Raw genomic sequence first — 20,528 nt, forward strand, 5'->3', positions numbered from 1 at the left:
AACGGTTGCCCTCCTGACCGGACTGGGCTCCTCCCCGCCTCGCGGCTTGTAGGGGATCGATGACTGAGTATGGCCGGGGCCAAGGCTCCGAACCGTGGCACCCCGAGGACCCGTTGTACGGGGACCAGGGGTGGGGGCAGCAGGCCGGACACGGCCAGCCTGCCTACGGCGGCCAGGGGCAGTACCACCCTCAGCAGCCGCAGCAGGGCTACGGCGGTGACTGGGGCACGGGGCAGCAGCCCGGCTACGGGCAGGATCCCGGCTACGGTCAGCAGGCGTACGGCGGACAGGGCCAGCCGAACCAAGGGCAGGGCCAGGGCCAGGGCGGCTGGGACAACACCGGCTCGCACGGCCAGGTCCCGTACGGCTCCGACCCCATGGACCCCTACAACACGGGTCAGTCAGCGGCGTACAACGGCGAGCAGCCGGACTACTACAACACTCCGGGCGCCTATCCGCCGCCCGAGCCGCCGGGCCGCCGTCGCGCGCCCGAGCCGGAGCGCACCGACTGGGACGCGGGCCCCGACCAGGGCGAGCACGCCTTCTTCAACGGTGACGGGGAAGACGCCGACGACTACGAGGACGACAGCCGGTCAGGGCGTCGCGGCCGTGGCGGCAAGAAGCCCAAGAAGCGCCGCAGCGGCTGCGCCTGCCTCGTCCTCACCGTGATCTTCGCGGGCGGCGTAGGCGGCGTCGGCTACTTCGGCTACCAGTTCTACCAAGACCGCTTCGGCTCGTCGCCCGACTACGAGGGCGACGGCAACGGGGAGACCGTCAGCGTCGTCATCGACAAGAACTCCGGCGGGTACGCCATCGGGCAGAAGCTCAAAGCGGCGGGTGTCGTGCAGAGCGTGGACGCCTTCGTCGCCGCCCAGTCGGCCAACCCCAAGGGCCGGACGATCCAGGCCGGCGCGTATCTCCTGCAGAAGCACATGTCGGGAGCGAGCGCGGTCGACCTGATGCTCAGCCCGAAGAGCCGCGCCAACCTCACCATCCCCGAGGGCACGCGCAACGCCAAGGTCTACGAGCTCATCGACGCCAAGCTCCAGGTCGACAAGGGCACGACCGCGGCGGTCGCGAAGAAGGACTACAAGAGCCTGGGCCTGCCCGACTGGGCGATGAACCACGCCGACGTGAAGGACCCGCTCGAGGGCTTCCTGTATCCGTCGAGCTATGCGGCGGCCAAGGGGATGAAGCCCGAGGCCGTCCTCAAGGACATGGTCTCCCGGGCCAACGACAAGTACGACGAGCTCGGTCTCGAGAAGCAGGCCAAGGGCCTGGGCCTCGACGGACCGTGGCAGCTGCTCACCGTGGCGAGCCTCGCGCAGGCCGAGGGCACCAGCCACGACGACTTCCGCAAGATGGCCGAGGTCGTCTACAACCGCCTCAAGCCGGGCAACCCGCAGACCTACGGCAGGCTCGAGTTCGACTCCACGTACAACTACGTGAAGAACCAGAGCAAGATCGACCTCTCGCTGGCCGAGCTGCGCAAGTACGACAACCCGTACAACACGTACCACGACAGTGGCCTGCCGCCCGGCCCGATCGGGAACCCCGGGGACGAAGCGCTCAAGGGCGCTCTCAACCCGACCCACGACGGCTGGTACTACTTCATCTCCATGGACGGCAAGACCAGCAAGTTCACCAAGACCAACGCGGAACACCAGAAGCTGGTCGACGAGTGGAACGCGTCGAGGAACAACGACTGATGGTGGCCATAGAGCGCAGGGCGGCCGTACTCGGGTCGCCCATCGCCCACTCCCTCTCCCCGCAGCTGCACAACGCGGCGTACGAGGCGCTGGGTCTGGACGAGTGGACGTACGACCGGTTCGAGATCGACGAGGCGGCCCTGCCGGGCTTCCTCTCCGGCCTCGGGCCGGAGTGGGCGGGCCTGTCGCTGACGATGCCGCTCAAGCGGGCCGTCATCGCACTGCTCGACGAGATCACCGACGCGGCGGCGTCGGTGGAGGCCGTCAACACGGTGGTGTTCCGGGCGGACGGTCGCAAGGTCGGAGACAACACCGACATTCCCGGGCTCGTCGCCGCCCTGCGCGAGCGCGGCGTGGAGCGGGTCGACTCCGCGGCCGTCCTGGGCGCGGGAGCCACCGCCTCCTCGGCGCTCGCCGCGCTCGCCCGGATCTGCACCGGTGAGGTCGTCGCCTACGTACGAAGTGAGCAGCGGGCCGAGGAGATGCGGGGCTGGGGCGAGCGGCTCGGGGTTTGCGTCCGCACGGCCGACTGGGCGGACGCGGTACGTGCCTTCGACGCTCCGCTGGTGATCTCCACGACCCCCAAGGGCGGCACGGACCACCTGGTGTCCGACGTCCCCGGACAGGTGGGCACGCTCTTCGACGTGGTCTACGACCCGTGGCCGACGCCGCTCGCCGCGGCCTGGCAGGAGCGCGGCGGGCCGGTGCTCAGCGGACTCGATCTGCTCGTGCACCAGGCGGTCTTCCAGTTCGAGCAGTTCACCGGCGACACCCGGCCGGTGCTCGACGTGATGCGTGAGGCGGGGCTGAAGGCCCTGTCCTGAGGCGTGGTCCCCGTCTCATCGCTCGTCCGGAGGGCGGACACCGGAACGGACGCGCCATGGGACATGGGAGGATCGGGGGATGGACGGTGGGCAGGGCCCGGCCGCGTGCCCGGTACCGCCTGCTGACCCGTAACGCAGAGCGCGAGCATGAGGAGCACCGTTGAGCAGGTTGCGCTGGCTGACCGCGGGGGAGTCGCACGGACCCGCACTTGTGGCGACGCTGGAGGGACTTCCCGCCGGCGTTCCGGTCACCACGGAGATGGTGGCGGATCACCTGGCTCGGCGGCGCCTCGGCTATGGGCGCGGGGCGCGGATGAAGTTCGAGCGGGACGAGGTCACGTTCCTGGGCGGCGTCCGGCACGGGCTCAGCCTGGGTTCCCCGATCGCGGTCATGGTGGGCAACACCGAGTGGCCGAAGTGGGAGCAGGTCATGGCGGCCGATCCCGTCGACCCGGAGATCCTCAAGGACCTCGCCCGCAATGCTCCGTTGACCCGGCCGCGGCCCGGTCACGCGGACTTGGCGGGGATGCAGAAGTACGGGTTCGACGAGGCGCGGCCGATCCTGGAGCGGGCCTCCGCCCGGGAGACCGCCGCTCGGGTGGCGCTGGGTGCGATCGCACGGTCGTACCTGAAGGAGACGGCCGGGATCGAGATCGTCTCGCACGTGGTGGAGCTGTGCTCGGTGAAGGCGCCGCACGATGTGCTGCCGACGCCGGCCGATGTGGCGCGGCTGGATGAAGATCCGCTGCGTTGTCTGGACGCGGACGCGTCGAAGGCGATGGTCGCCGAGGTCGATCAGGCCCACAAGGACGGCGACACCCTTGGTGGTGTGGTCGAGGTGCTCGCGTACGGGGTGCCGGTGGGCCTGGGGTCGCACGTGCACTGGGACCGCAAGCTGGATGCCCGTCTGGCCGGTGCGTTGATGGGCATTCAGGCGATCAAGGGTGTCGAGATCGGTGACGGTTTCGAGCTGGCCCGGGTGCCGGGTTCGCAGGCGCACGACGAGATCGTGAACACCCCGGAGGGTATTCGCCGGGTTTCCGGGCGTGCGGGTGGTACCGAGGGTGGTCTGTCCACGGGTGAGCTGCTGCGGGTGCGGGCGGCGATGAAGCCGATCGCGACCGTGCCGCGTGCTCTGCAGACGGTGGACGTGACCACGGGTGAGGCCGCGCAGGCCCATCACCAGCGCTCGGACGTGTCCGCGGTGCCCGCGGCCGGGATCGTGGCCGAGGCCATGGTGGCGCTGGTCCTCGCGGACGCGGTGGCCGAGAAGTTCGGTGGTGACAGCGTGCCCGAGACGCGGCGCAACGTGACCTCGTACCTCGACAACCTGCAGATCCGGTGAGCGGGCCGAAGGTCGTTCTCGTCGGTCCCATGGGCGTGGGCAAGTCGACCGTGGGCGAGCTGCTCGCGCAGCGCCTCGGCTGCGGGTACCGGGACACCGACGCCGACATCGTGGCCGGGCAGGGCCGGGAGATCGCGGACATCTTCGTCGACGAGGGCGAGGAGTACTTCCGCGCGCTGGAGAAGGCCGCCGTCGCGACGGCGCTGGACGAGCACGACGGGGTCCTCTCCCTCGGCGGCGGCGCGATCCTCGACACCGACACCCGCGCGCTGCTCGCCGGGCACCGCGTCGTCTATCTCTCGATGGACGTCGAGGAGGCCGTCAGGCGGACCGGTCTGAACGTCGCGCGGCCGCTGCTGGCCGTCAACCCGCGCAAGCAGTGGCGGGAGTTGATGGAGGCGCGCCGCCATCTGTACACCGAGGTGGCCGGGGTGGTCGTGGCCACCGACGGCCGTAGTCCCGACGAGGTCGCCGAAGCGGTCCTCGACGCACTGGAGTTGAAGCAGGCATGAGTGACGAAGTGACCCGTATCCAGGTCGGCGGCACGGCCGGTACCGAGCCGTACGAGGTGCTGGTGGGCCGTCAACTCCTGGGCGAGCTGAGCTCGTTGATCGGGGAGCAGGCGAAGCGGGTGGCCGTCGTGCACCCGGAGGCGCTGGCCGAGACCGGTGAGGCGCTGCGCGCCGACCTGGCGGAGCAGGGCTTCGAGGCGATCGTGGTCCAGGTGCCGAACGCGGAGGAGGCCAAGACCGCCGAGGTCGCCGCCTACTGCTGGAAGGCGCTCGGTCAGTCGAACTTCACCCGCACCGACGTCATCGTGGGCGTGGGCGGCGGCGCGACGACGGACCTCGCCGGGTTCGTGGCCGCGACCTGGCTGCGCGGAGTGCGCTGGATCGCCATCCCCACCACCGTCCTCGCCATGGTGGACGCGGCGGTCGGCGGCAAGACCGGCATCAACACCGCCGAGGGCAAGAACCTGGTGGGTGCGTTCCACCCGCCGGTCGGCGTGCTGTGCGACCTGGCCGCGCTCGACTCGCTGCCGGTGAACGACTACGTGTCGGGCCTGGCCGAGATCATCAAGGCCGGGTTCATCGCGGACGAGCGGATCCTCGAGCTCGTCGAGGAGGACCCGGAGGCGGCTCGTACGCCACAGGGGCCGCACACGTCCGAGCTGATCGAGCGCGCCATCAAGGTCAAGGCCGAGGTCGTCTCCAGCGACCTCAAGGAGTCGGGGCTGCGCGAGATCCTCAACTACGGGCACACGCTCGCGCACGCCATCGAGAAGAACGAGCGCTACAAGTGGCGCCACGGCGCAGCCGTCTCCGTCGGCATGCTCTTCGCCGCCGAACTCGGGCGCCTGGGCGGTCGGTTGGACGACGCGACGGCCGACCGGCACCGCACCGTCCTGGCGTCCGTCGGCCTGCCGCTGACCTACCGCCACGACCAGTGGCCCAAGCTCCTCGAGACGATGAAGGTCGACAAGAAGTCCCGCGGTGACCTGCTGCGCTTCATCGTCCTGGACGGCCAGGGCAAGCCCACCGTGCTCGAGGGACCCGACCCCGCCGTCCTCCTCGCCGCGTACGGTGAAGTGGCCGAATAGCACTGCTCGTTCAGCTACGGGCACTTTGTGGCGTCCCCGGCCGTTCACACAACGGCGGCCGGGGACGGTACCGTTCGGTAGCGCCCGGTCCGCCGGCGCCCAGACGACGGTTGTACGAGATGGAGTGGCACCGGATGCAGGACGCAGTGGGGTCTCCGCTGCCACCGCCCCCTCGGCCGGGGCATGGACCGGCCGGCCCCTGGCCGGTGGTGCCGCAGACGCACCAGGCGCAGCAGCCGCACGGCGCCCCCGGCTTCACCGGCGTCCCGCAGCACCATCCGCAGCGGCCACCGCACCCCCAGGCGCCCGCGGCCCCGCGCCCGCCCGCGCCGCCGCAGCGCGACACGACGGGCCATGTGCAGCTCCCGCCGGGCGGCCCCTTCGCCGTGCCGAGCCCGCCGCCCGCGCAGGCCCCCGTCGACCCGTCGGCGACCACCCTCGCCGTGCTGCTGATCGGTCCCGCCGGCGCGGGCAAGACCAGCGTCGCCAAGCTCTGGGCGGAGCGGCGCCGCGTCCCGACCGCGCACATCAGCCTGGACGACGTACGGGAATGGGTGCGCTCCGGATTCGCCGACCCGCAGACCGGGTGGAACGACAACAGTGAGGCGCAGTACCGCCTGGCCCGCCGCACCTGCGGCTTCGCCGCGCGGAACTTCCTGGCGAACGGGATCTCCTGCATCCTCGACGACGCCGTCTTCCCCGACCGGCCCGTCGTGGGCCTCGGCGGCTGGAAGCGGCACGTGGGCCCGGGCCTGCTGCCGGTCGTCCTGCTGCCGGGCCTCGAGATCGTCCTGGAGCGCAATGCCCGGCGCAGTGGAAACCGCCGCCTGACGGACGAGGAAGTCGCCCGGATCCACGGCCGCATGGCCGGCTGGTACGGCTCGGGACTGCCCATCATCGACAACTCGCAGCTCGACGTGGCCGGCACGGCCCAGGTCCTGGACGAGGTGCTCGCCCGGGCCATCGCCAGTCCGCCCCAATGGTGACGACATCCCGGGGACCGGAAGGGCCGCCGCCCGTCCGGACGCGCTGAACCGGCCGCCCGGCGCGCCCGCTCGTACGCTCGGCCTCATGTCAGAGGTGTACGCGGCCCGTCGGGACCGGCTCAGAGAGCGCGCCACAGCGGGCGGCAGCGCAGCCGCTCTCGTGTCGCGCCCCGCCAACGTCCGCTATCTCGCCGGAGCGGCCCCGCTCGGCGCCGTCCTGCTGCTCGGCCGGGACCCCGGCGGCAGCGGCGACGTCATGCTGTGCGCGCGGCCGCCCAGCGGACAGCCCACCGAGGGCCGGGCCGACGAGGAGCTGCGGGTGCAGGTCCTGGCCGCGCCCGCCGCGGACCCGGCCGTCGCCGCGGCCGATGTCGCCGCCGCGCAGGGCGCCGACTCGCTCGCCGTGGAGGAGCACCACCTGACGGTCGTGCGGCACCGGGCGCTCGCCTCCGTCGCGCCCCGGCTCCGCCTCGCCGACCTGAACAAGGCCGTCGAGCAGCTGCGGCTCGTCAAGGACGAGGAGGAGATCTCCTGTCTGCGGATCGCCGCGGAGATCGCCGACCAGGCACTGGGGGAGCTGCTCGAATCCATCCTCGTGGGGCGCACGGAACGGCATCTCGCCCTGGAACTGGAACGTCGACTTGTCGACCACGGCGCCGACGGGCCCGCCTTCCCCACGTCGGTCGGTACCGGCCCGAACTCGGGGCGCGGTGGCCACCGGCCCAGCGACCGCCGCGTCGAGGAGGGCGACTTCCTGTCCGTGTGCCTGGGCGCCACCTACCGCGGATACCGCTGCGAGATCGGCCGGACCTTCGTCATCGGGACCTCGCCCGCCGACTGGCAGATCGAGCTCTACGACGTCGTCTTCGCCGCTCAGCGGGCCGGACGGGAGTCCCTCGTGCCCGGTGCCGAGTACCGCGAAGTGGACCGGGCCGCCCGGCACGTACTGGACTCGGCGGGGTATGGTGACGGGCTTGCTGCGCTGACCGGACACGGGGTGGGACTCGAAATCGACGAGGACCCGCAGTTGGCCCCCGCCGCCATGGGTAAACTTGACGCTTGTGTGCCGGTCACCGTCGAACCGGGGGTCCACCTCCCGGGCCGGGGCGGCGTCCGGATCGATGACACGCTCGTCGTCCGCCCCGAGGCGGACGGCGGACCCGAGCTACTCACCATCACGACCAAGGAGCTGCTCGCGCTGTAGCCGTCGGCTACGCGCTGTGCCCCGGGGTCGTCCACGTCAGTCCAGGAGATTCCGCAACCGTGGCTTCCACGAACGACCTCAAGAACGGCCTTGTGCTCAAGCTCGAAGGCGGCCAGCTCTGGTCCGTCGTCGAGTTCCAGCACGTCAAGCCCGGCAAGGGCCCGGCCTTCGTGCGCACCAAGCTCAAGAACGTGCTCTCCGGCAAGGTCGTCGACAAGACGTTCAACGCCGGCGTCAAGGTCGAGACGGCCACGATCGACAAGCGCGACATGCAGTTCTCTTACATGGACGGCGACTACTTCGTCTTCATGGACATGGAGACCTACGACCAGCTGCACGTCGACCGCAAGGCCGTCGGTGACGCCGCCAACTTCCTGATCGAGGGCTTCACCGCCACGGTCGCGCAGCACGAGGGCGAGGTGCTCTTCGTCGAGCTGCCGGCCGCCGTCGAGCTGACCATCCAGGAGACCGAGCCGGGTGTCCAGGGCGACCGCTCCACCGGTGGCACCAAGCCCGCCACCCTGGAGACCGGCCACCAGATCCAGGTCCCGCTCTTCATCACCACGGGCGAGAAGATCAAGGTCGACACCCGCGACAGCGGCTACCTCGGCCGGGTGAACAGCTAACCGTGGCTGCCCGTAACACGGCCCGCAAGCGAGCCTTCCAGATCCTCTTCGAGGCCGACCAGCGCGGCGCCGACGTCGTGACGGTCCTCGCGGACTGGGTCAAGAACTCGCACAGCGACCCCCAGCAGCCGCCCGTCAGCGAGTACACGATGGAGCTGGTCGAGGGGTACGCCCCCAAGGCCCGCCGCATCGACGAGCTGATCTCGCAGTACTCCGTCGACTGGACGCTCGACCGGATGCCGGTCGTCGACCGCAACATCCTGCGGCTCGGCGCGTACGAGCTCATCTGGGTCGACGGAACGCCGGACGCCGTGGTCCTCGACGAGGCCGTGGGCCTCGCCAAGGAGTTCTCCACGGACGACTCCCCGGCGTTCATCAACGGACTTCTGGCCCGCTTCAAGGACCTGAAGCCGACGCTCCGACGCGACGAGGCATAACCGCCAGATCGCCGCAGAGCGTTCCGTACCTCCGCAGGCCCGAAGCAGAACTTGAACAATGTTCTGCTTCGGGCCTGGTGCGTTCCCGGACCGGTCATTACGTTCTGGCCATGACCCCAACAGGTCCGCCGGCCCTCCCGGCCCGCCCGGCTCTCCCGGCTCTCCCGGCCAGGGTGCGCGTCGGCTACGGCCTCGGCTCCTTCGCCACCGGCACCTTCGGCACCGTCCCCGGCCTGCTCCTGCTCTACTACCTCACCGACGTCCTGGGGGTCGGCGCGGGCCTCGCCGGGCTGCTCGTCTTCCTGCCCAAGGCGTGGGACGTGCTGCTCAACCCGTGGATCGGCAGCCTCTCCGACCGCAGCACCCGCTCCCGCCTCGGCCCGCGCCGCTCCTGGATGCTGCTCGGCGCGATCACCCTGCCACTGTGCTTCGCGGCCATGTTCGCCGCGCCCGGCGGACTCGAGGGCGGCCCGGCCGCCGCGTACGTCGCCGTGCTCTTCCTGCTCACCGCCTCCGCGTACGCCTGCTTCCAGGTGCCGTACGTCGCGCTGCCCGCGGAGCTCACCGCAGATCCGGACGAGCGGGCCCGCGTCATGTCCTGGCGCGTGGCGTTCCTCGCCGTCGCGATCCTGCTGTCCGGCGCGGTCGCCCCGCTGCTCGCGGGCGCCTCGGGCGACGACCGGGGGAGCGCGGGCGGCTACCGTCTGATGGGCGCGGTCGTCGGCGCCCTGCTCGCGGCCGGGATGCTGGCCGCCGTCGCCGCGACGGCCGGCACCGGGAGCGTCATCCGTACGACGGCCGAGCCGGGCCTGCGCGCCCAGCTGCGCGCCGCCCGCTCGAACGCGCCCTTCGCCCGGCTGCTCGGCGCCTTCGTCGTCCAGGCCGCCGCGACCGGGCTGATGCTGGCGGGCACCCAGTACTTCGCGACGTACATCCTCGACCGGCCGGGCGCCACGACGCTCCTCTTCGCGTGCCTCATCGTCCCGTCGCTGCTCGCGATGCCGCTCTGGCTGGCCGTCGGCCGCCGCACCGGCAAGCGGAACGCGGCGATCGGCGCCTCCCTGTGCTTCCTCCTGGGAGCCGTCGGCGCCGCTGCCGGACGCGAGCTGCCGACCTCCTTGATCTACGTCGCCGTGGCCCTGGGCGGCGTCGGATACGCCGGCATGCAGATGCTCCCCATGGCGATGCTCGGGGACGCGATCGCCGCCGACGCGTACCGCAGCGGCAAGCGCAGGGCCGGGGTCTTCACCGGCCTGTGGACCGCAGGCGAGACACTCGGACTCGCCCTCGGACCAGGGTTGTTCGGGCTCGTGCTCGCCCTCGGCGGCTTCGTCTCGTCCGACGCCGACCACCGCGTCGCCCAGCCCGACTCCGCGCTCACCGCGATCGTCGTCGGCTTCGGCGTCCTGCCCGCCGCACTGCTGCTGCTCAGCCTTCCCCTGCTGTCCCGCTACCGCCTGACCGAGGCCGAACTGACCCGGCTGCGCGCCGGATCGACCCCGCACGACGAGGAGTACGCATGACGTCCGATCCCCTCCTGACCCGGCTCGCCGCCCTGCGCGCAGGTGATCTGCCCGTGCGCGGCGGACGCACCATGGCTTACGTCTACGACTCGGGGCTCGACGGGCTCGAGGAACTGGCGAACGCCGCACAGGCCGCCTTCGCCGGGGTCAACGGGCTCGACATGACGGCCTTCCCGAGCGTCGTGGAGCTGGAGAACGACCTGGTGCGCCGGGCCACCGCACTCCTCGGCGGCAGCGCGGGCACCTTCACCAGCGGTGGCACCGAGAGCTGCCTGCTCGCCGTCCTGACGGCACGTCAGCACGCCCGGCGCGTGCGGGGCGTGACGGAACCCGAGCTGGTGCTACCGGAGACGGCGCACGCCGCGTTCCACAAGGCCGCCGAACTCTTCGGACTGCGGGTGGTGAGCGTGCCCGTCGATCCGTCGACCTTCCGGGTGCACCCCGGCGACGTGGCGGCGGCGCTCACCGAACGCACCGCCCTGGTCGTCGTCTCCGCGCCCTCGTACGCGCACGGCGTCATCGATCCGGTCACGGAGGTGGCGGCCGAGGCGGCGCGGCGCGGCGTCCTCTGCCACGTCGACGCCTGCATCGGCGGCTGGTACCTCGGGCATCTCAGGGAGGCCGTACGCTCCGGTGCCTTTGTCCAAGACGCGCCGGAAATACCGGAGTTCGACCTGTCCGTGCCCGGTGTGACATCCCTCTCGGTGGACCTCCACAAGTACGCGTACACGGCGAAGGGCGCCTCGCTGCTCCTCTTCCGGGATGCCGAACTGCGCCGCCATGGCTGGTTCGCGCACGCCTCCTGGCCCGGCTATCCCGTCGTCAACTCCACGCTGCAGGGCACCAAGTCGGCCGGACCGCTCGCCGCGGCCTGGGCCGTCACCGAGCGCGTCGGGACCGAGGGTTACGCCCAGTTGTCGACGCGCGTACACCGCGCCACCCGGGCGCTCGCCGAGGGCATCGGGCGGATCGAGGGGCTGCGGCTGCTCGCGCGGCCCGAGGCGTCCCTGCTCGCCGTGGCATCGGACGACCCGGGTCTGGACGTCTTCGTGGTGGCGGACGAGATCCGGGGCAGCGGCTGGTACCTGCAGCCCCAGCCGGCGTTCGGGGCGTCACCGGCCAATCTGCACCTGACGGTGACCGCGGCCGTGGCCGGCGAAGAGACCGTGGAGCTGCTGCTCGGCGAGGTGGAGAAGGCGGTGGGGCGGGCGCGCGCGGCCGGGCCCGTGCGGGTCGACCCGGCGATCGTCGAGGCCGCCGCCGCGCTGGACCCGCAGGCGCTGACCCCGCAGGAGGTCGAGGCGGCGCTCGCTCTGGCGGGCGTGGGGGAGGGCGGCCGGCTCCCCGAGCGGATGGCGCCGGTACTGGCCGTCCTGCAGGCGCTGCCCCCACGGCTCGGCGAGCGGCTGCTGCCCGAGGTCATCGGGCGGCTCTACCAGGTCTGACCGGAATGCACCAAGGGGCGGAGCCGACCGGCTCCGCCCCTTGGGATGTGACGTTTCTGCGGTGTTCTTGCCAAGCGGCCTTCGCTCAGGCTTCTTCGTGCGCCACCGCACGACGCGCGTCCGCGTCCAGGACGCCCCAGCTGATCAGCTGCTCGGTCAGGACCGAGGGCGACTGGTCGTAGATGACGGCGAGCGTGCGCAGGTCGTCCTGGCGGATCGACAGCACCTTGCCGTTGTAGTCACCGCGCTGCGACTGGATCGTGGCGGCATAGCGCTGCAGCGGACCGGCCTTCTCCGGCGGCACGTGGGCCAGGCGCTCCAGGTCCAGGACCAGCTTCGGCGGGGGCTCGGCGGCGCCGCCCGGGGTGGTCCCCGGCAGCAGCTCCTGCACCGGCACTCCGTAGAAGTCCGCCAGCTCGGCAAGGCGCTGCACGGTCACGGCACGGTCACCGCGCTCGTACGACCCGACCACGACCGCCTTCCAGCGTCCCTGGGACTTCTCCTCGACGCCGTGGAGGGAAAGGCCCTGCTGGGTACGGATCGCGCGGAGCTTGGCCCCGAGCTGTTTGGCGTATTCGCTGGACATATAGCTCCCCGGACACTGCATCACTTAGCGGCTGCGCCGCGTGGCTGGTAACTCACTGTGAGGTTACGCAGCGTTACTTGGCCGCGTCAAGCCGAATGGTCCGTACCGACCTTCTCCCGAAACCGGCGTTCTCGCACCTCCAGGGGGGTGATCAGCGATGTTGAGGGGCTGGTAGTCTGGATGGCGCAATTCCGACGTCCTTTAAGATCCGTCCCGTGAGGCGGAGAAGGGGGTCCGTTTCGTATGGACACGCAGAATTCCGATGCCAGGTCTGTTCTCGAAGGCCCTGACATCGCGCGGGTACTGACCCGCATCGCCCACGAGATCGTCGAGCGCGCCAAGGGCGCCGAGGACGTGGTCCTCCTGGGCATTCCCACGCGGGGCGTCTTCCTCGCCCGCCGCCTGGCCGAGAAGCTCGAAGAGATCACCGGCCGCGCCGTTCCCGTCGGCTCGCTCGACATCACGATGTACCGCGACGACCTGCGCATGCACCCGCCGCGCGCGCTCGCCCGCACCGCGATCCCCGCCGACGGCATCGACGGCCGCCTCGTGATCCTCGTCGACGACGTGCTGTTCTCCGGCCGCACCATCCGGGCCGCACTCGACGCCCTGAACGACATCGGGCGCCCGCGCGCCGTGCAGCTCGCGGTGCTCGTCGACCGCGGTCACCGCGAACTCCCGATCCGCGCCGACTACGTGGGCAAGAACCTCCCCACGTCGCTGCGGGAGACGGTCAAGGTCCAGCTCGCCGAGGAGGACGGCCGCGACGCCGTGCTGCTGGGTGCCAAGCGGGACGCCAAGGCGGCCGAGCAGTAGCCACCTCCCGCCGTACGTGATTCCCGTACGGCCCGACAGGTGTGCTCACGCGCGCCCGTATGCCCTGAATGTTCTGAACTTCCTTACGGAGCACCCCCGATGATGCGACACCTCATCTCGGCCGCCGACCTCACCCGCGACGACGCCGTCCTCATCCTCGACACCACCGAGGAGATGGTCCGCGTCGCCGACCGGCCCATCAAGAAGCTGCCCGCACTGCGCGGCCGCACGATCTGCAACCTCTTCTTCGAGGACTCGACCCGGACCCGGATCTCCTTCGAGGCCGCCGAGAAGCGCCTGTCCGCCGACGTCATCAACTTCGCCGCCAAGGGCTCCAGCGTCTCCAAGGGCGAGTCCCTGAAGGACACCGCGCAGACCCTGGAGGCGATGGGCGTCGACGCCGTCGTCATCCGGCACAGCGCCTCCGGCGCCCCCTACCGGCTCGCGAACTCCGGCTGGATCGACGCCCCCGTCATCAACGCGGGCGACGGCACCCACCAGCACCCCACGCAGGCGCTGCTCGACGCGTTCACCATGCGCCGCCGCCTCGTCGGCGCCGACGAGGGGCTCGGCAAGGGTCTCGACGGCAAGCGCGTCACGCTCGTCGGTGACGTCCTGCACAGCCGCGTCGCCCGCTCGAACGTCGACCTGCTGCACACCCTCGGCGCCGAGGTGACCCTCGTCGCGCCGCCCACCCTGCTGCCCGTCGGCGTCGAGACCTGGCCGTGCGAGGTCAGTTACGACCTGGACGCGACCCTGCCGAAGTCCGACGCCGTGATGATGCTGCGCGTGCAGCGGGAGCGGATGAACGCCGCCTTCTTCCCGACCGAGCGCGAGTACTCGCGTCGCTACGGCCTCGACGGCGACCGCATGGCGAAGATGCCCGAGCACGCCATCGTGATGCACCCCGGCCCGATGGTCCGCGGCATGGAGATCTCCGCCGAGGTCGCCGACTCCGAGCGCTGCACGGTCGTCGAACAGGTCGCCAACGGCGTGCACACGCGCATGGCCGTCCTCTATCTGCTGCTCGGCGGCAACGAACCCGCCGTCACCCACTCTCGTACCGAGGAGAAGTAAGACCATGAGCAAGATCCTGATCCGTGGTGCGAAGGTGCTCGGCGGCGAGCCGCAGGACGTCCTGATCGACGGGGCCGTCATCGCAGAGGTCGGCACCGGCCTGTCCGCCGAGGGCGTCGACGAGGTCGTCGAGGCCGAGGGCAAGGTGCTCCTGCCGGGCCTCGTGGACCTGCACACCCACCTGCGCGAGCCGGGCCGCGAGGACTCCGAGACCGTCCTGACCGGTACGCAGGCCGCCGCCTCCGGCGGCTACACCGCCGTGTTCGCCATGGCCAACACCTTCCCGGTCGCCGACACCGCCGGCGTCGTCGAGCAGGTCTACCGGCTCGGCCAGGAGCACGGCTACTGCGACGTGCAGCCCATCGGTGCCGTGACCGTCGGCCTGGAGGGGCAGAAGCTCGCCGAGCTCGGTGCCATGCACGAGTCCGCCGCCGGCGTCACCGTCTTCTCCGACGACGGCAAGTGCGTCCACGACGCCGTGATCATGCGCCGCGCCCTGGAGTACGTGAAGGCCTTCGGCGGCGTCGTCGCCCAGCACGCGCAGGAGCCCCGCCTCACCGAGGGCGCCCAGATGAACGAGGGCGTCGTCTCCGCAGAGCTGGGCCTGGGCGGCTGGCCGGCCGTCGCCGAGGAGTCGATCATCGCCCGTGACGTGCTGCTCGCCGAGCACGTCGGCTCGCGGGTGCACATCTGCCACCTGTCGACCGCCGGCTCGGTGGAGATCGTGCGCTGGGCCAAGTCCCGCGGCATCGACGTCACCGCCGAGGTGACCCCGCACCACCTGCTCCTCACCGACGAGCTGGTGCGCTCGTACAACCCGGTCTACAAGGTGAACCCGCCGCTGCGCACCGAGAAGGACGTCATGGCGCTGCGCGAGGCGCTGGCCGACGGCACGATCGACATCGTCGCCACCGACCACGCCCCGCACCCGCACGAGGACAAGGACTGCGAGTGGGCCGCGGCCGCCATGGGCATGGTGGGCCTGGAGACCGCGCTGTCCGTCGTCCAGCAGACGATGGTCGAGACGGGGCTGCTGGACTGGGCCGGCGTCGCCGACCGCATGTCGGTGAAGCCCGCCGAGATCGGCCGGGCCGCCGGCCATGGACGCCCCGTCTCGGCAGGTGAGCCGGCCAACCTCGTCCTCGTCGACGCCGACTACCGTGGAGCCGTTGACCCCGCGGGCTTCGCCTCGCGCAGCCGCAACACCCCGTACGAGGGCCGCGAGCTGCCGGGGCGCGTCACCCACACCTGGCTGCGGGGCAAGGCCACCCTCGCCGACGGGAAGCTCGCGTGACTCCACAGCTGTACCTGGCCGCCGAACAGAAGTCGGCGGACGTGACCGACTGGCCCGACCGGATCGGCTGGATCGTCGGGCTGCTGCTCTTCATCACGCTCGTCTACTGGCTGATGCGCCAGGGCTGGAAGTGGCGCAGCACGCTGCAGGGCGACCTGCCACCGCTGCTCAGCGCGCCGAGCGAGCCGGGCCCGGCGAAACTGGAGCTGAGCGGCCGCTACCACGGCTCCACCACGGCAGGGCAGTGGCTCGACCGCATCGTGGCGCACGGCCTCGGCACCCGCAGCCGCGTCGAGCTGACCCTCACGGACGCGGGCCTCGACGTCGTACGCCCGGGCGCGACGGACTTCTTCGTCCCGGCGGACGCACTGCGCGAGGCCCGGCTCGACAAGGGCATCGCCGGCAAGGTCCTCACGGAGGGCGGTCTGCTGATCGTCACCTGGGCGCACGGGGACAAGCTGATCGACTCCGGGTTCCGCTCGGACCTGGCCGCCGAGCAGGCCGACTGGGTCACCGCTCTGAACGACATGATCAAGACGAACACCACGACGGAAGGCGCCGCACGATGACCACCTCCACCAGGGGAACCGCGAAGGTTCCCGCCGTACTCGTCCTGGAGGACGGCCGGGTGTTCCGCGGCCGTGCCTACGGGGCCGTGGGGGAGACCTTCGGCGAGGCCGTGTTCTCCACCGGCATGACCGGCTACCAGGAGACCCTGACCGACCCGTCGTACGACCGCCAGATCGTGGTCGCCACCGCCCCGCAGATCGGCAACACGGGCTGGAACGACGAGGACGACGAGTCGAGCCGCATCTGGGTCTCGGGCTACGTCGTGCGCGACCCCGCCCGCATCCCCTCCAACTGGCGCGCCAAGCGCTCGCTCGACGACGAGCTGGTCGCCCAGAACATCGTGGGCATCTCCGGGATCGACACCCGCGCCCTCACCCGCCACCTGCGCGAGCGCGGCTCCATGCGCTCCGGCATCTTCTCCGGCCCGCAGCTGCCGACCGACGCCGAGCTCGTCGAGAAGGTCCAGGCGCAGCCCGCCATGAAGGGCCTGAGCCTGTACGAGGAGGTCGCCACCAAGGAGACCTACGTCGTCCCGGCCATCGGCACCAAGAAGTTCACCGTCGCCGCGATCGACCTCGGCATCAAGGGCATGACCCCGCACCGCATGGCCGAGCGCGGCATCGAGGTGCACGTGCTGCCCGCCACGGCGACCGAGGAGGACGTGTACGCGGTCGACCCCGACGGCGTCTTCTTCTCCAACGGCCCGGGCGACCCGGCCACCGCCGAGGGCCCGGTCGCGCTGATGACCGCAGTCCTCGGCCGCAAGACGCCGCTGTTCGGCATCTGCTTCGGCAACCAGATCCTCGGCCGCGCCCTCGGCTTCGGCACGTACAAGCTGAAGTACGGCCACCGCGGCATCAACCAGCCGGTCCAGGACCGCACCACCGGCAAGGTCGAGGTCACCGCGCACAACCACGGCTTCGCCGTCGACGCGCCGCTCGACAAGGTGAGCGAGACGCCCTTCGGCCGCGCCGAGGTCTCCCACGTCTGCCTGAACGACCAGGTCGTCGAGGGCCTCCAGCTGCTCGACCAGCCGGCCTTCTCCGTCCAGTACCACCCGGAGGCGGCGGCCGGTCCGCACGACGCCGCCTACCTGTTCGACCGCTTCGTTTCCCTGATGGAGGGCCAGCGTGCCTAAGCGCTCCGATATCCAGTCCGTCCTGGTCATCGGCTCCGGCCCGATCGTCATCGGCCAGGCCGCCGAGTTCGACTACTCCGGCACCCAGGCGTGCCGCATCCTGCGCGCCGAGGGCCTGCGGGTCATCCTCGTCAACTCCAACCCGGCGACGATCATGACCGACCCGGAGATCGCCGACGCCACGTACGTCGAGCCGATCACCCCGGAGTTCGTCGAGAAGATCATCGCCAAGGAGCGCCCCGACGCGCTCCTGCCCACCCTCGGTGGTCAGACGGCCCTCAACACGGCCATCTCGATGCACGAGCAGGGCGTCCTCGAGAAGTACGGCGTCGAGCTCATCGGTGCCAACGTCGAGGCGATCAACAAGGGCGAGGACCGCGACCTCTTCAAGGGCGTCGTCGAGGAGGTCCGCAAGAAGATCGGGCACGGCGAGTCCGCCCGCTCGGTCATCTGCCACTCCATGGACGACGTGCTCAAGGGCGTCGACACCCTCGGCGGCTACCCCGTCGTCGTCCGCCCCTCCTTCACCATGGGCGGCGCCGGTTCCGGCTTCGCCCACGACGAGGAGGAGCTGCGCCGCATCGCCGGCCAGGGCCTGACGCTCTCCCCGACCACCGAGGTGCTCCTGGAGGAGTCCATCCTCGGCTGGAAGGAGTACGAGCTGGAGCTGATGCGCGACAAGAACGACAACGTCGTGGTCGTCTGCTCCATCGAGAACTTCGACCCGATGGGCGTGCACACCGGCGACTCGATCACCGTCGCCCCGTCGATGACGCTGACCGACCGCGAGTACCAGCGCCTGCGCGACATCGGCATCGCGATCATCCGCGAGGTCGGCGTGGACACCGGCGGCTGCAACATCCAGTTCGCGATCAACCCCGACGACGGCCGCATCATCGTCATCGAGATGAACCCGCGTGTGTCGCGTTCGTCGGCCCTCGCCTCGAAGGCCACCGGCTTCCCGATCGCGAAGATCGCCGCGAAGCTGGCCGTCGGCTACACGCTCGACGAGATCCCGAACGACATCACCGAGAAGACGCCGGCCTCCTTCGAGCCGACGCTCGACTACGTGGTCGTGAAGGCCCCGCGCTTCGCCTTCGAGAAGTTCCCGCAGGCCGACTCCACCCTCACCACCACCATGAAGTCGGTGGGCGAGGCCATGGCGATCGGCCGCAACTTCACCGAGGCGTTCCAGAAGGCGCTGCGCTCGCTGGAGAAGAAGGGCAGCCAGTTCACCTTCGTGGGCCCGGTCGGCGACAAGGCCGCCCTCCTCGAAGAGGCCGTGCGCCCGACCGACGGCCGGATCAACACCGTCATGGAGGCGATCCGCGCCGGTGCCACGCCCCAGGAGATCTTCGACTACACGAAGATCGACCCGTGGTTCGTGGACCAGCTCTTCCTGATCAAGGAGGTCGCGGACGAGCTGGCCGGCGCCGAGCGCCTGGACGCCGAGCTGCTCGCCGAGGCCAAGCGCCACGGCTTCTCGGACCAGCAGATCGCCGAGATCCGCGGCCTGCGCGAGGACGTCGTCCGCGAGGTCCGGCACGCGCTCGGGGTCCGCCCGGTCTACAAGACGGTCGACACCTGCGCCGCCGAGTTCGCCGCCAAGACGCCGTACTTCTACTCCTCGTACGACGAGGAGTCCGAGGTCGCGCCCCGGACCAAGCCCGCGGTGATCATCCTGGGCTCGGGCCCGAACCGCATCGGCCAGGGCATCGAGTTCGACTACTCCTGCGTCCACGCCTCCTTCGCGCTCAGCGACGCGGGCTACGAGACCGTGATGGTCAACTGCAACCCGGAGACCGTCTCCACGGACTACGACACCTCCGACCGCCTGTACTTCGAGCCGCTGACGCTCGAGGACGTGCTGGAGATCGTGCACGCCGAGTCCCTCGCGGGCCCGATCGCGGGCGTCGTCGTGCAGCTCGGCGGGCAGACCCCGCTGGGCCTCGCCCAGGCGCTCAAGGACAACGGCGTGCCGGTCGTGGGCACCCCGCCCGAGGCGATCCACGCCGCCGAGGACCGCGGCGCCTTCGGCCGTGTCCTCGCCGAGGCCGGCCTCCCGGCCCCGAAGCACGGCACCGCCACCACGTTCGCGGAAGCGAAGGCCATCGCCGACGAGATCGGCTACCCCGTCCTCGTCCGTCCGTCGTACGTGCTCGGCGGCCGCGGCATGGAGATCGTCTACGACGAGACCCGCCTGTCCTCGTACATCGAGGAGTCGACCGAGATCAGCCCGTCCCGGCCGGTCCTGGTGGACCGCTTCCTGGACGACGCCATCGAGATCGACGTGGACGCGCTCTACGACGGCGAGGAGCTCTACCTCGGCGGCGTCATGGAGCACATCGAGGAGGCCGGCATCCACTCCGGCGACTCGGCGTGCGCCCTGCCCCCGATCACCCTCGGCGGCTACGACATCAAGCGCCTGCGCGCCTCGACCGAGGCCATCGCCAAGGGCGTCGGCGTCCGCGGCCTGATCAACATCCAGTTCGCGATGGCGGGTGACATCCTCTACGTCCTGGAGGCCAACCCGCGCGCCTCGCGCACCGTCCCCTTCACCTCGAAGGCGACCGCGGTGCCGCTCGCGAAGGCCGCCGCCCGCATCTCGCTGGGCGCCACGGTCGCCGGGCTGCGCGCCGAGGGCCTGCTCCCGAAGACCGGCGACGGCGGCACGCTGCCGCTCGACGCGCCGATCTCCGTCAAGGAGGCCGTCATGCCGTGGTCGCGCTTCCGCGACATCCACGGCCGCGGCGTCGACACGGTCCTCGGCCCGGAGATGCGCTCCACCGGCGAGGTCATGGGCATCGACTCCGTCTTCGGCACGGCGTACGCCAAGTCGCAGGCGGGTGCCTACGGGCCGCTGCCGACCAAGGGACGCGCCTTCATCTCGGTCGCCAACCGCGACAAGCGCTCGATGATCTTCCCGGCGCGCGAGCTGGTCGCCCACGGCTTCGAGCTGATGGCCACCTCGGGCACCGCCGAGGTCCTCAAGCGCAACGGCATCAACGCCACCGTCGTGCGCAAGCTGTCCGAGGGCGAGGGCCCGAACGGCGAGAAGACCATCGTCCAGCTGATCCACGACGGGGAGGTCGACCTCATCGTCAACACCCCGTACGGCACCGGCGGCCGCCTCGACGGCTACGAGATCCGCACGGCGGCAGTGGCCCGCTCCGTGCCCTGCCTGACGACGGTCCAGGCCCTTGCTGCCGCCGTCCAGGGCATCGACGCCCTCAACCACGGTGACGTGGGCGTCAGTTCACTGCAGGAACACGCGGAACACCTGACCGCGGCCCGCGACTAGCAACCCAAGAGGGGGACATCGGAAACGGTGTCCCCCTCTTCATGAGG

18 protein-coding genes are annotated in these 20,528 nt (G+C 70.8%); 17 read left to right on the plus strand and 1 reads right to left on the minus strand.

Features of this window, described 5'->3' with window-relative positions:
* The first annotated feature begins 59 nt into the window (after positions 1 to 59).
* The 11 genes from mltG (at position 60) to ACIBUY_RS34810 (ending at position 11,699) form a co-directional block, all read left to right on the plus strand.
* A complete protein-coding gene (gene mltG / locus ACIBUY_RS34760; RefSeq protein WP_365580272.1) occupies positions 60 to 1,709 on the plus strand; it encodes an endolytic transglycosylase MltG in 1,650 nt (549 codons plus the stop codon).
* Positions 1,709 to 2,533, plus strand: a complete 825-nt coding sequence (locus tag ACIBUY_RS34765) for a shikimate dehydrogenase (RefSeq protein WP_399154773.1) — start codon at positions 1,709 to 1,711, stop codon at positions 2,531 to 2,533. The genes mltG and ACIBUY_RS34765 overlap by 1 nt, the downstream gene beginning before the upstream one ends.
* Positions 2,534 to 2,693: 160 nt before the next feature.
* Positions 2,694 to 3,878 carry a chorismate synthase gene (gene aroC / locus ACIBUY_RS34770; protein ID WP_399154774.1) on the plus strand — a complete coding sequence of 395 codons (1,185 nt, stop codon included), beginning with the start codon at positions 2,694 to 2,696 and terminating at the stop codon, positions 3,876 to 3,878.
* Positions 3,875 to 4,390, plus strand: coding sequence for a shikimate kinase (locus ACIBUY_RS34775; RefSeq protein WP_365577689.1), 516 nt, complete (start codon positions 3,875 to 3,877; stop codon positions 4,388 to 4,390). Before aroC ends, ACIBUY_RS34775 begins: the two co-directional genes overlap by 4 nt.
* The gene (aroB, locus tag ACIBUY_RS34780) at positions 4,387 to 5,478 is read left to right on the plus strand and encodes a 3-dehydroquinate synthase (RefSeq protein WP_399154775.1); all 1,092 of its coding nucleotides are present in this window, start codon (positions 4,387 to 4,389) and stop codon (positions 5,476 to 5,478) included. Before ACIBUY_RS34775 ends, aroB begins: the two co-directional genes overlap by 4 nt.
* A 134-nt stretch (positions 5,479 to 5,612) precedes the next feature.
* Positions 5,613 to 6,464, plus strand: coding sequence for a Pro-rich N-terminal domain-containing protein (locus ACIBUY_RS34785; protein ID WP_365577685.1), 852 nt, complete (start codon positions 5,613 to 5,615; stop codon positions 6,462 to 6,464).
* 85 nt (positions 6,465 to 6,549) lie between these two features.
* Entirely contained in the window at positions 6,550 to 7,668 is a 1,119-nt protein-coding gene (locus ACIBUY_RS34790) for an aminopeptidase P family protein (protein ID WP_399154776.1), read from the plus strand.
* 59 nt (positions 7,669 to 7,727) lie between these two features.
* The gene (gene efp / locus ACIBUY_RS34795; RefSeq protein ID WP_365577681.1) at positions 7,728 to 8,294 is read left to right on the plus strand and encodes an elongation factor P; all 567 of its coding nucleotides are present in this window, start codon (positions 7,728 to 7,730) and stop codon (positions 8,292 to 8,294) included.
* A 2-nt stretch (positions 8,295 to 8,296) separates the two neighbouring features.
* Complete coding sequence (gene nusB, locus ACIBUY_RS34800) at positions 8,297 to 8,731, plus strand: transcription antitermination factor NusB (RefSeq protein ID WP_365577678.1); 435 nt, start codon at positions 8,297 to 8,299, stop codon at positions 8,729 to 8,731.
* A 110-nt stretch (positions 8,732 to 8,841) separates the two neighbouring features.
* The gene (locus ACIBUY_RS34805; protein ID WP_399154777.1) at positions 8,842 to 10,254 is read left to right on the plus strand and encodes an MFS transporter; all 1,413 of its coding nucleotides are present in this window, start codon (positions 8,842 to 8,844) and stop codon (positions 10,252 to 10,254) included.
* Positions 10,251 to 11,699, plus strand: coding sequence for a pyridoxal phosphate-dependent decarboxylase family protein (locus ACIBUY_RS34810; protein WP_399154778.1), 1,449 nt, complete (start codon positions 10,251 to 10,253; stop codon positions 11,697 to 11,699). The genes ACIBUY_RS34805 and ACIBUY_RS34810 overlap by 4 nt, the downstream gene beginning before the upstream one ends.
* A gap of 85 nt (positions 11,700 to 11,784) precedes the next feature.
* On the opposite strand, the gene bldD is transcribed toward ACIBUY_RS34810, so the two are convergent.
* Positions 11,785 to 12,285: a transcriptional regulator BldD gene (bldD, locus tag ACIBUY_RS34815; protein WP_093894511.1), complete on the minus strand. Its 501-nt coding sequence runs from the start codon at positions 12,283 to 12,285 to the stop codon at positions 11,785 to 11,787.
* A gap of 243 nt (positions 12,286 to 12,528) precedes the next feature.
* Between bldD and pyrR the strand changes: the two genes are divergently transcribed.
* The 6 genes from pyrR (at position 12,529) to carB (ending at position 20,481) form a co-directional block, all read left to right on the plus strand.
* Positions 12,529 to 13,101 (plus strand): bifunctional pyr operon transcriptional regulator/uracil phosphoribosyltransferase PyrR, encoded by a 573-nt coding sequence (gene pyrR, locus ACIBUY_RS34820; protein WP_365577668.1) that lies wholly within the window; start codon positions 12,529 to 12,531, stop codon positions 13,099 to 13,101.
* Positions 13,102 to 13,200: 99 nt separating this feature from the next.
* Positions 13,201 to 14,178 carry an aspartate carbamoyltransferase catalytic subunit gene (locus tag ACIBUY_RS34825; RefSeq protein ID WP_365577665.1) on the plus strand — a complete coding sequence of 326 codons (978 nt, stop codon included), beginning with the start codon at positions 13,201 to 13,203 and terminating at the stop codon, positions 14,176 to 14,178.
* 4 nt (positions 14,179 to 14,182) lie between these two features.
* Positions 14,183 to 15,472: a dihydroorotase gene (locus tag ACIBUY_RS34830; RefSeq protein ID WP_365577662.1), complete on the plus strand. Its 1,290-nt coding sequence runs from the start codon at positions 14,183 to 14,185 to the stop codon at positions 15,470 to 15,472.
* Complete coding sequence (locus ACIBUY_RS34835; protein WP_399154779.1) at positions 15,469 to 16,041, plus strand: hypothetical protein; 573 nt, start codon at positions 15,469 to 15,471, stop codon at positions 16,039 to 16,041. The genes ACIBUY_RS34830 and ACIBUY_RS34835 overlap by 4 nt, the downstream gene beginning before the upstream one ends.
* Positions 16,038 to 17,180, plus strand: a complete 1,143-nt coding sequence (gene carA / locus ACIBUY_RS34840) for a glutamine-hydrolyzing carbamoyl-phosphate synthase small subunit (protein ID WP_365577656.1) — start codon at positions 16,038 to 16,040, stop codon at positions 17,178 to 17,180. The genes ACIBUY_RS34835 and carA overlap by 4 nt, the downstream gene beginning before the upstream one ends.
* The gene (carB, locus tag ACIBUY_RS34845) at positions 17,173 to 20,481 is read left to right on the plus strand and encodes a carbamoyl-phosphate synthase large subunit (protein WP_365577653.1); all 3,309 of its coding nucleotides are present in this window, start codon (positions 17,173 to 17,175) and stop codon (positions 20,479 to 20,481) included. The genes carA and carB overlap by 8 nt, the downstream gene beginning before the upstream one ends.
* The last annotated feature ends 47 nt before the right edge of the window (positions 20,482 to 20,528 follow it).

The sequence above is a fragment of the Streptomyces sp. NPDC050085 genome (assembly GCF_044460595.1).
In the GTDB taxonomy this organism is placed as follows: domain Bacteria; phylum Actinomycetota; class Actinomycetes; order Streptomycetales; family Streptomycetaceae; genus Streptomyces.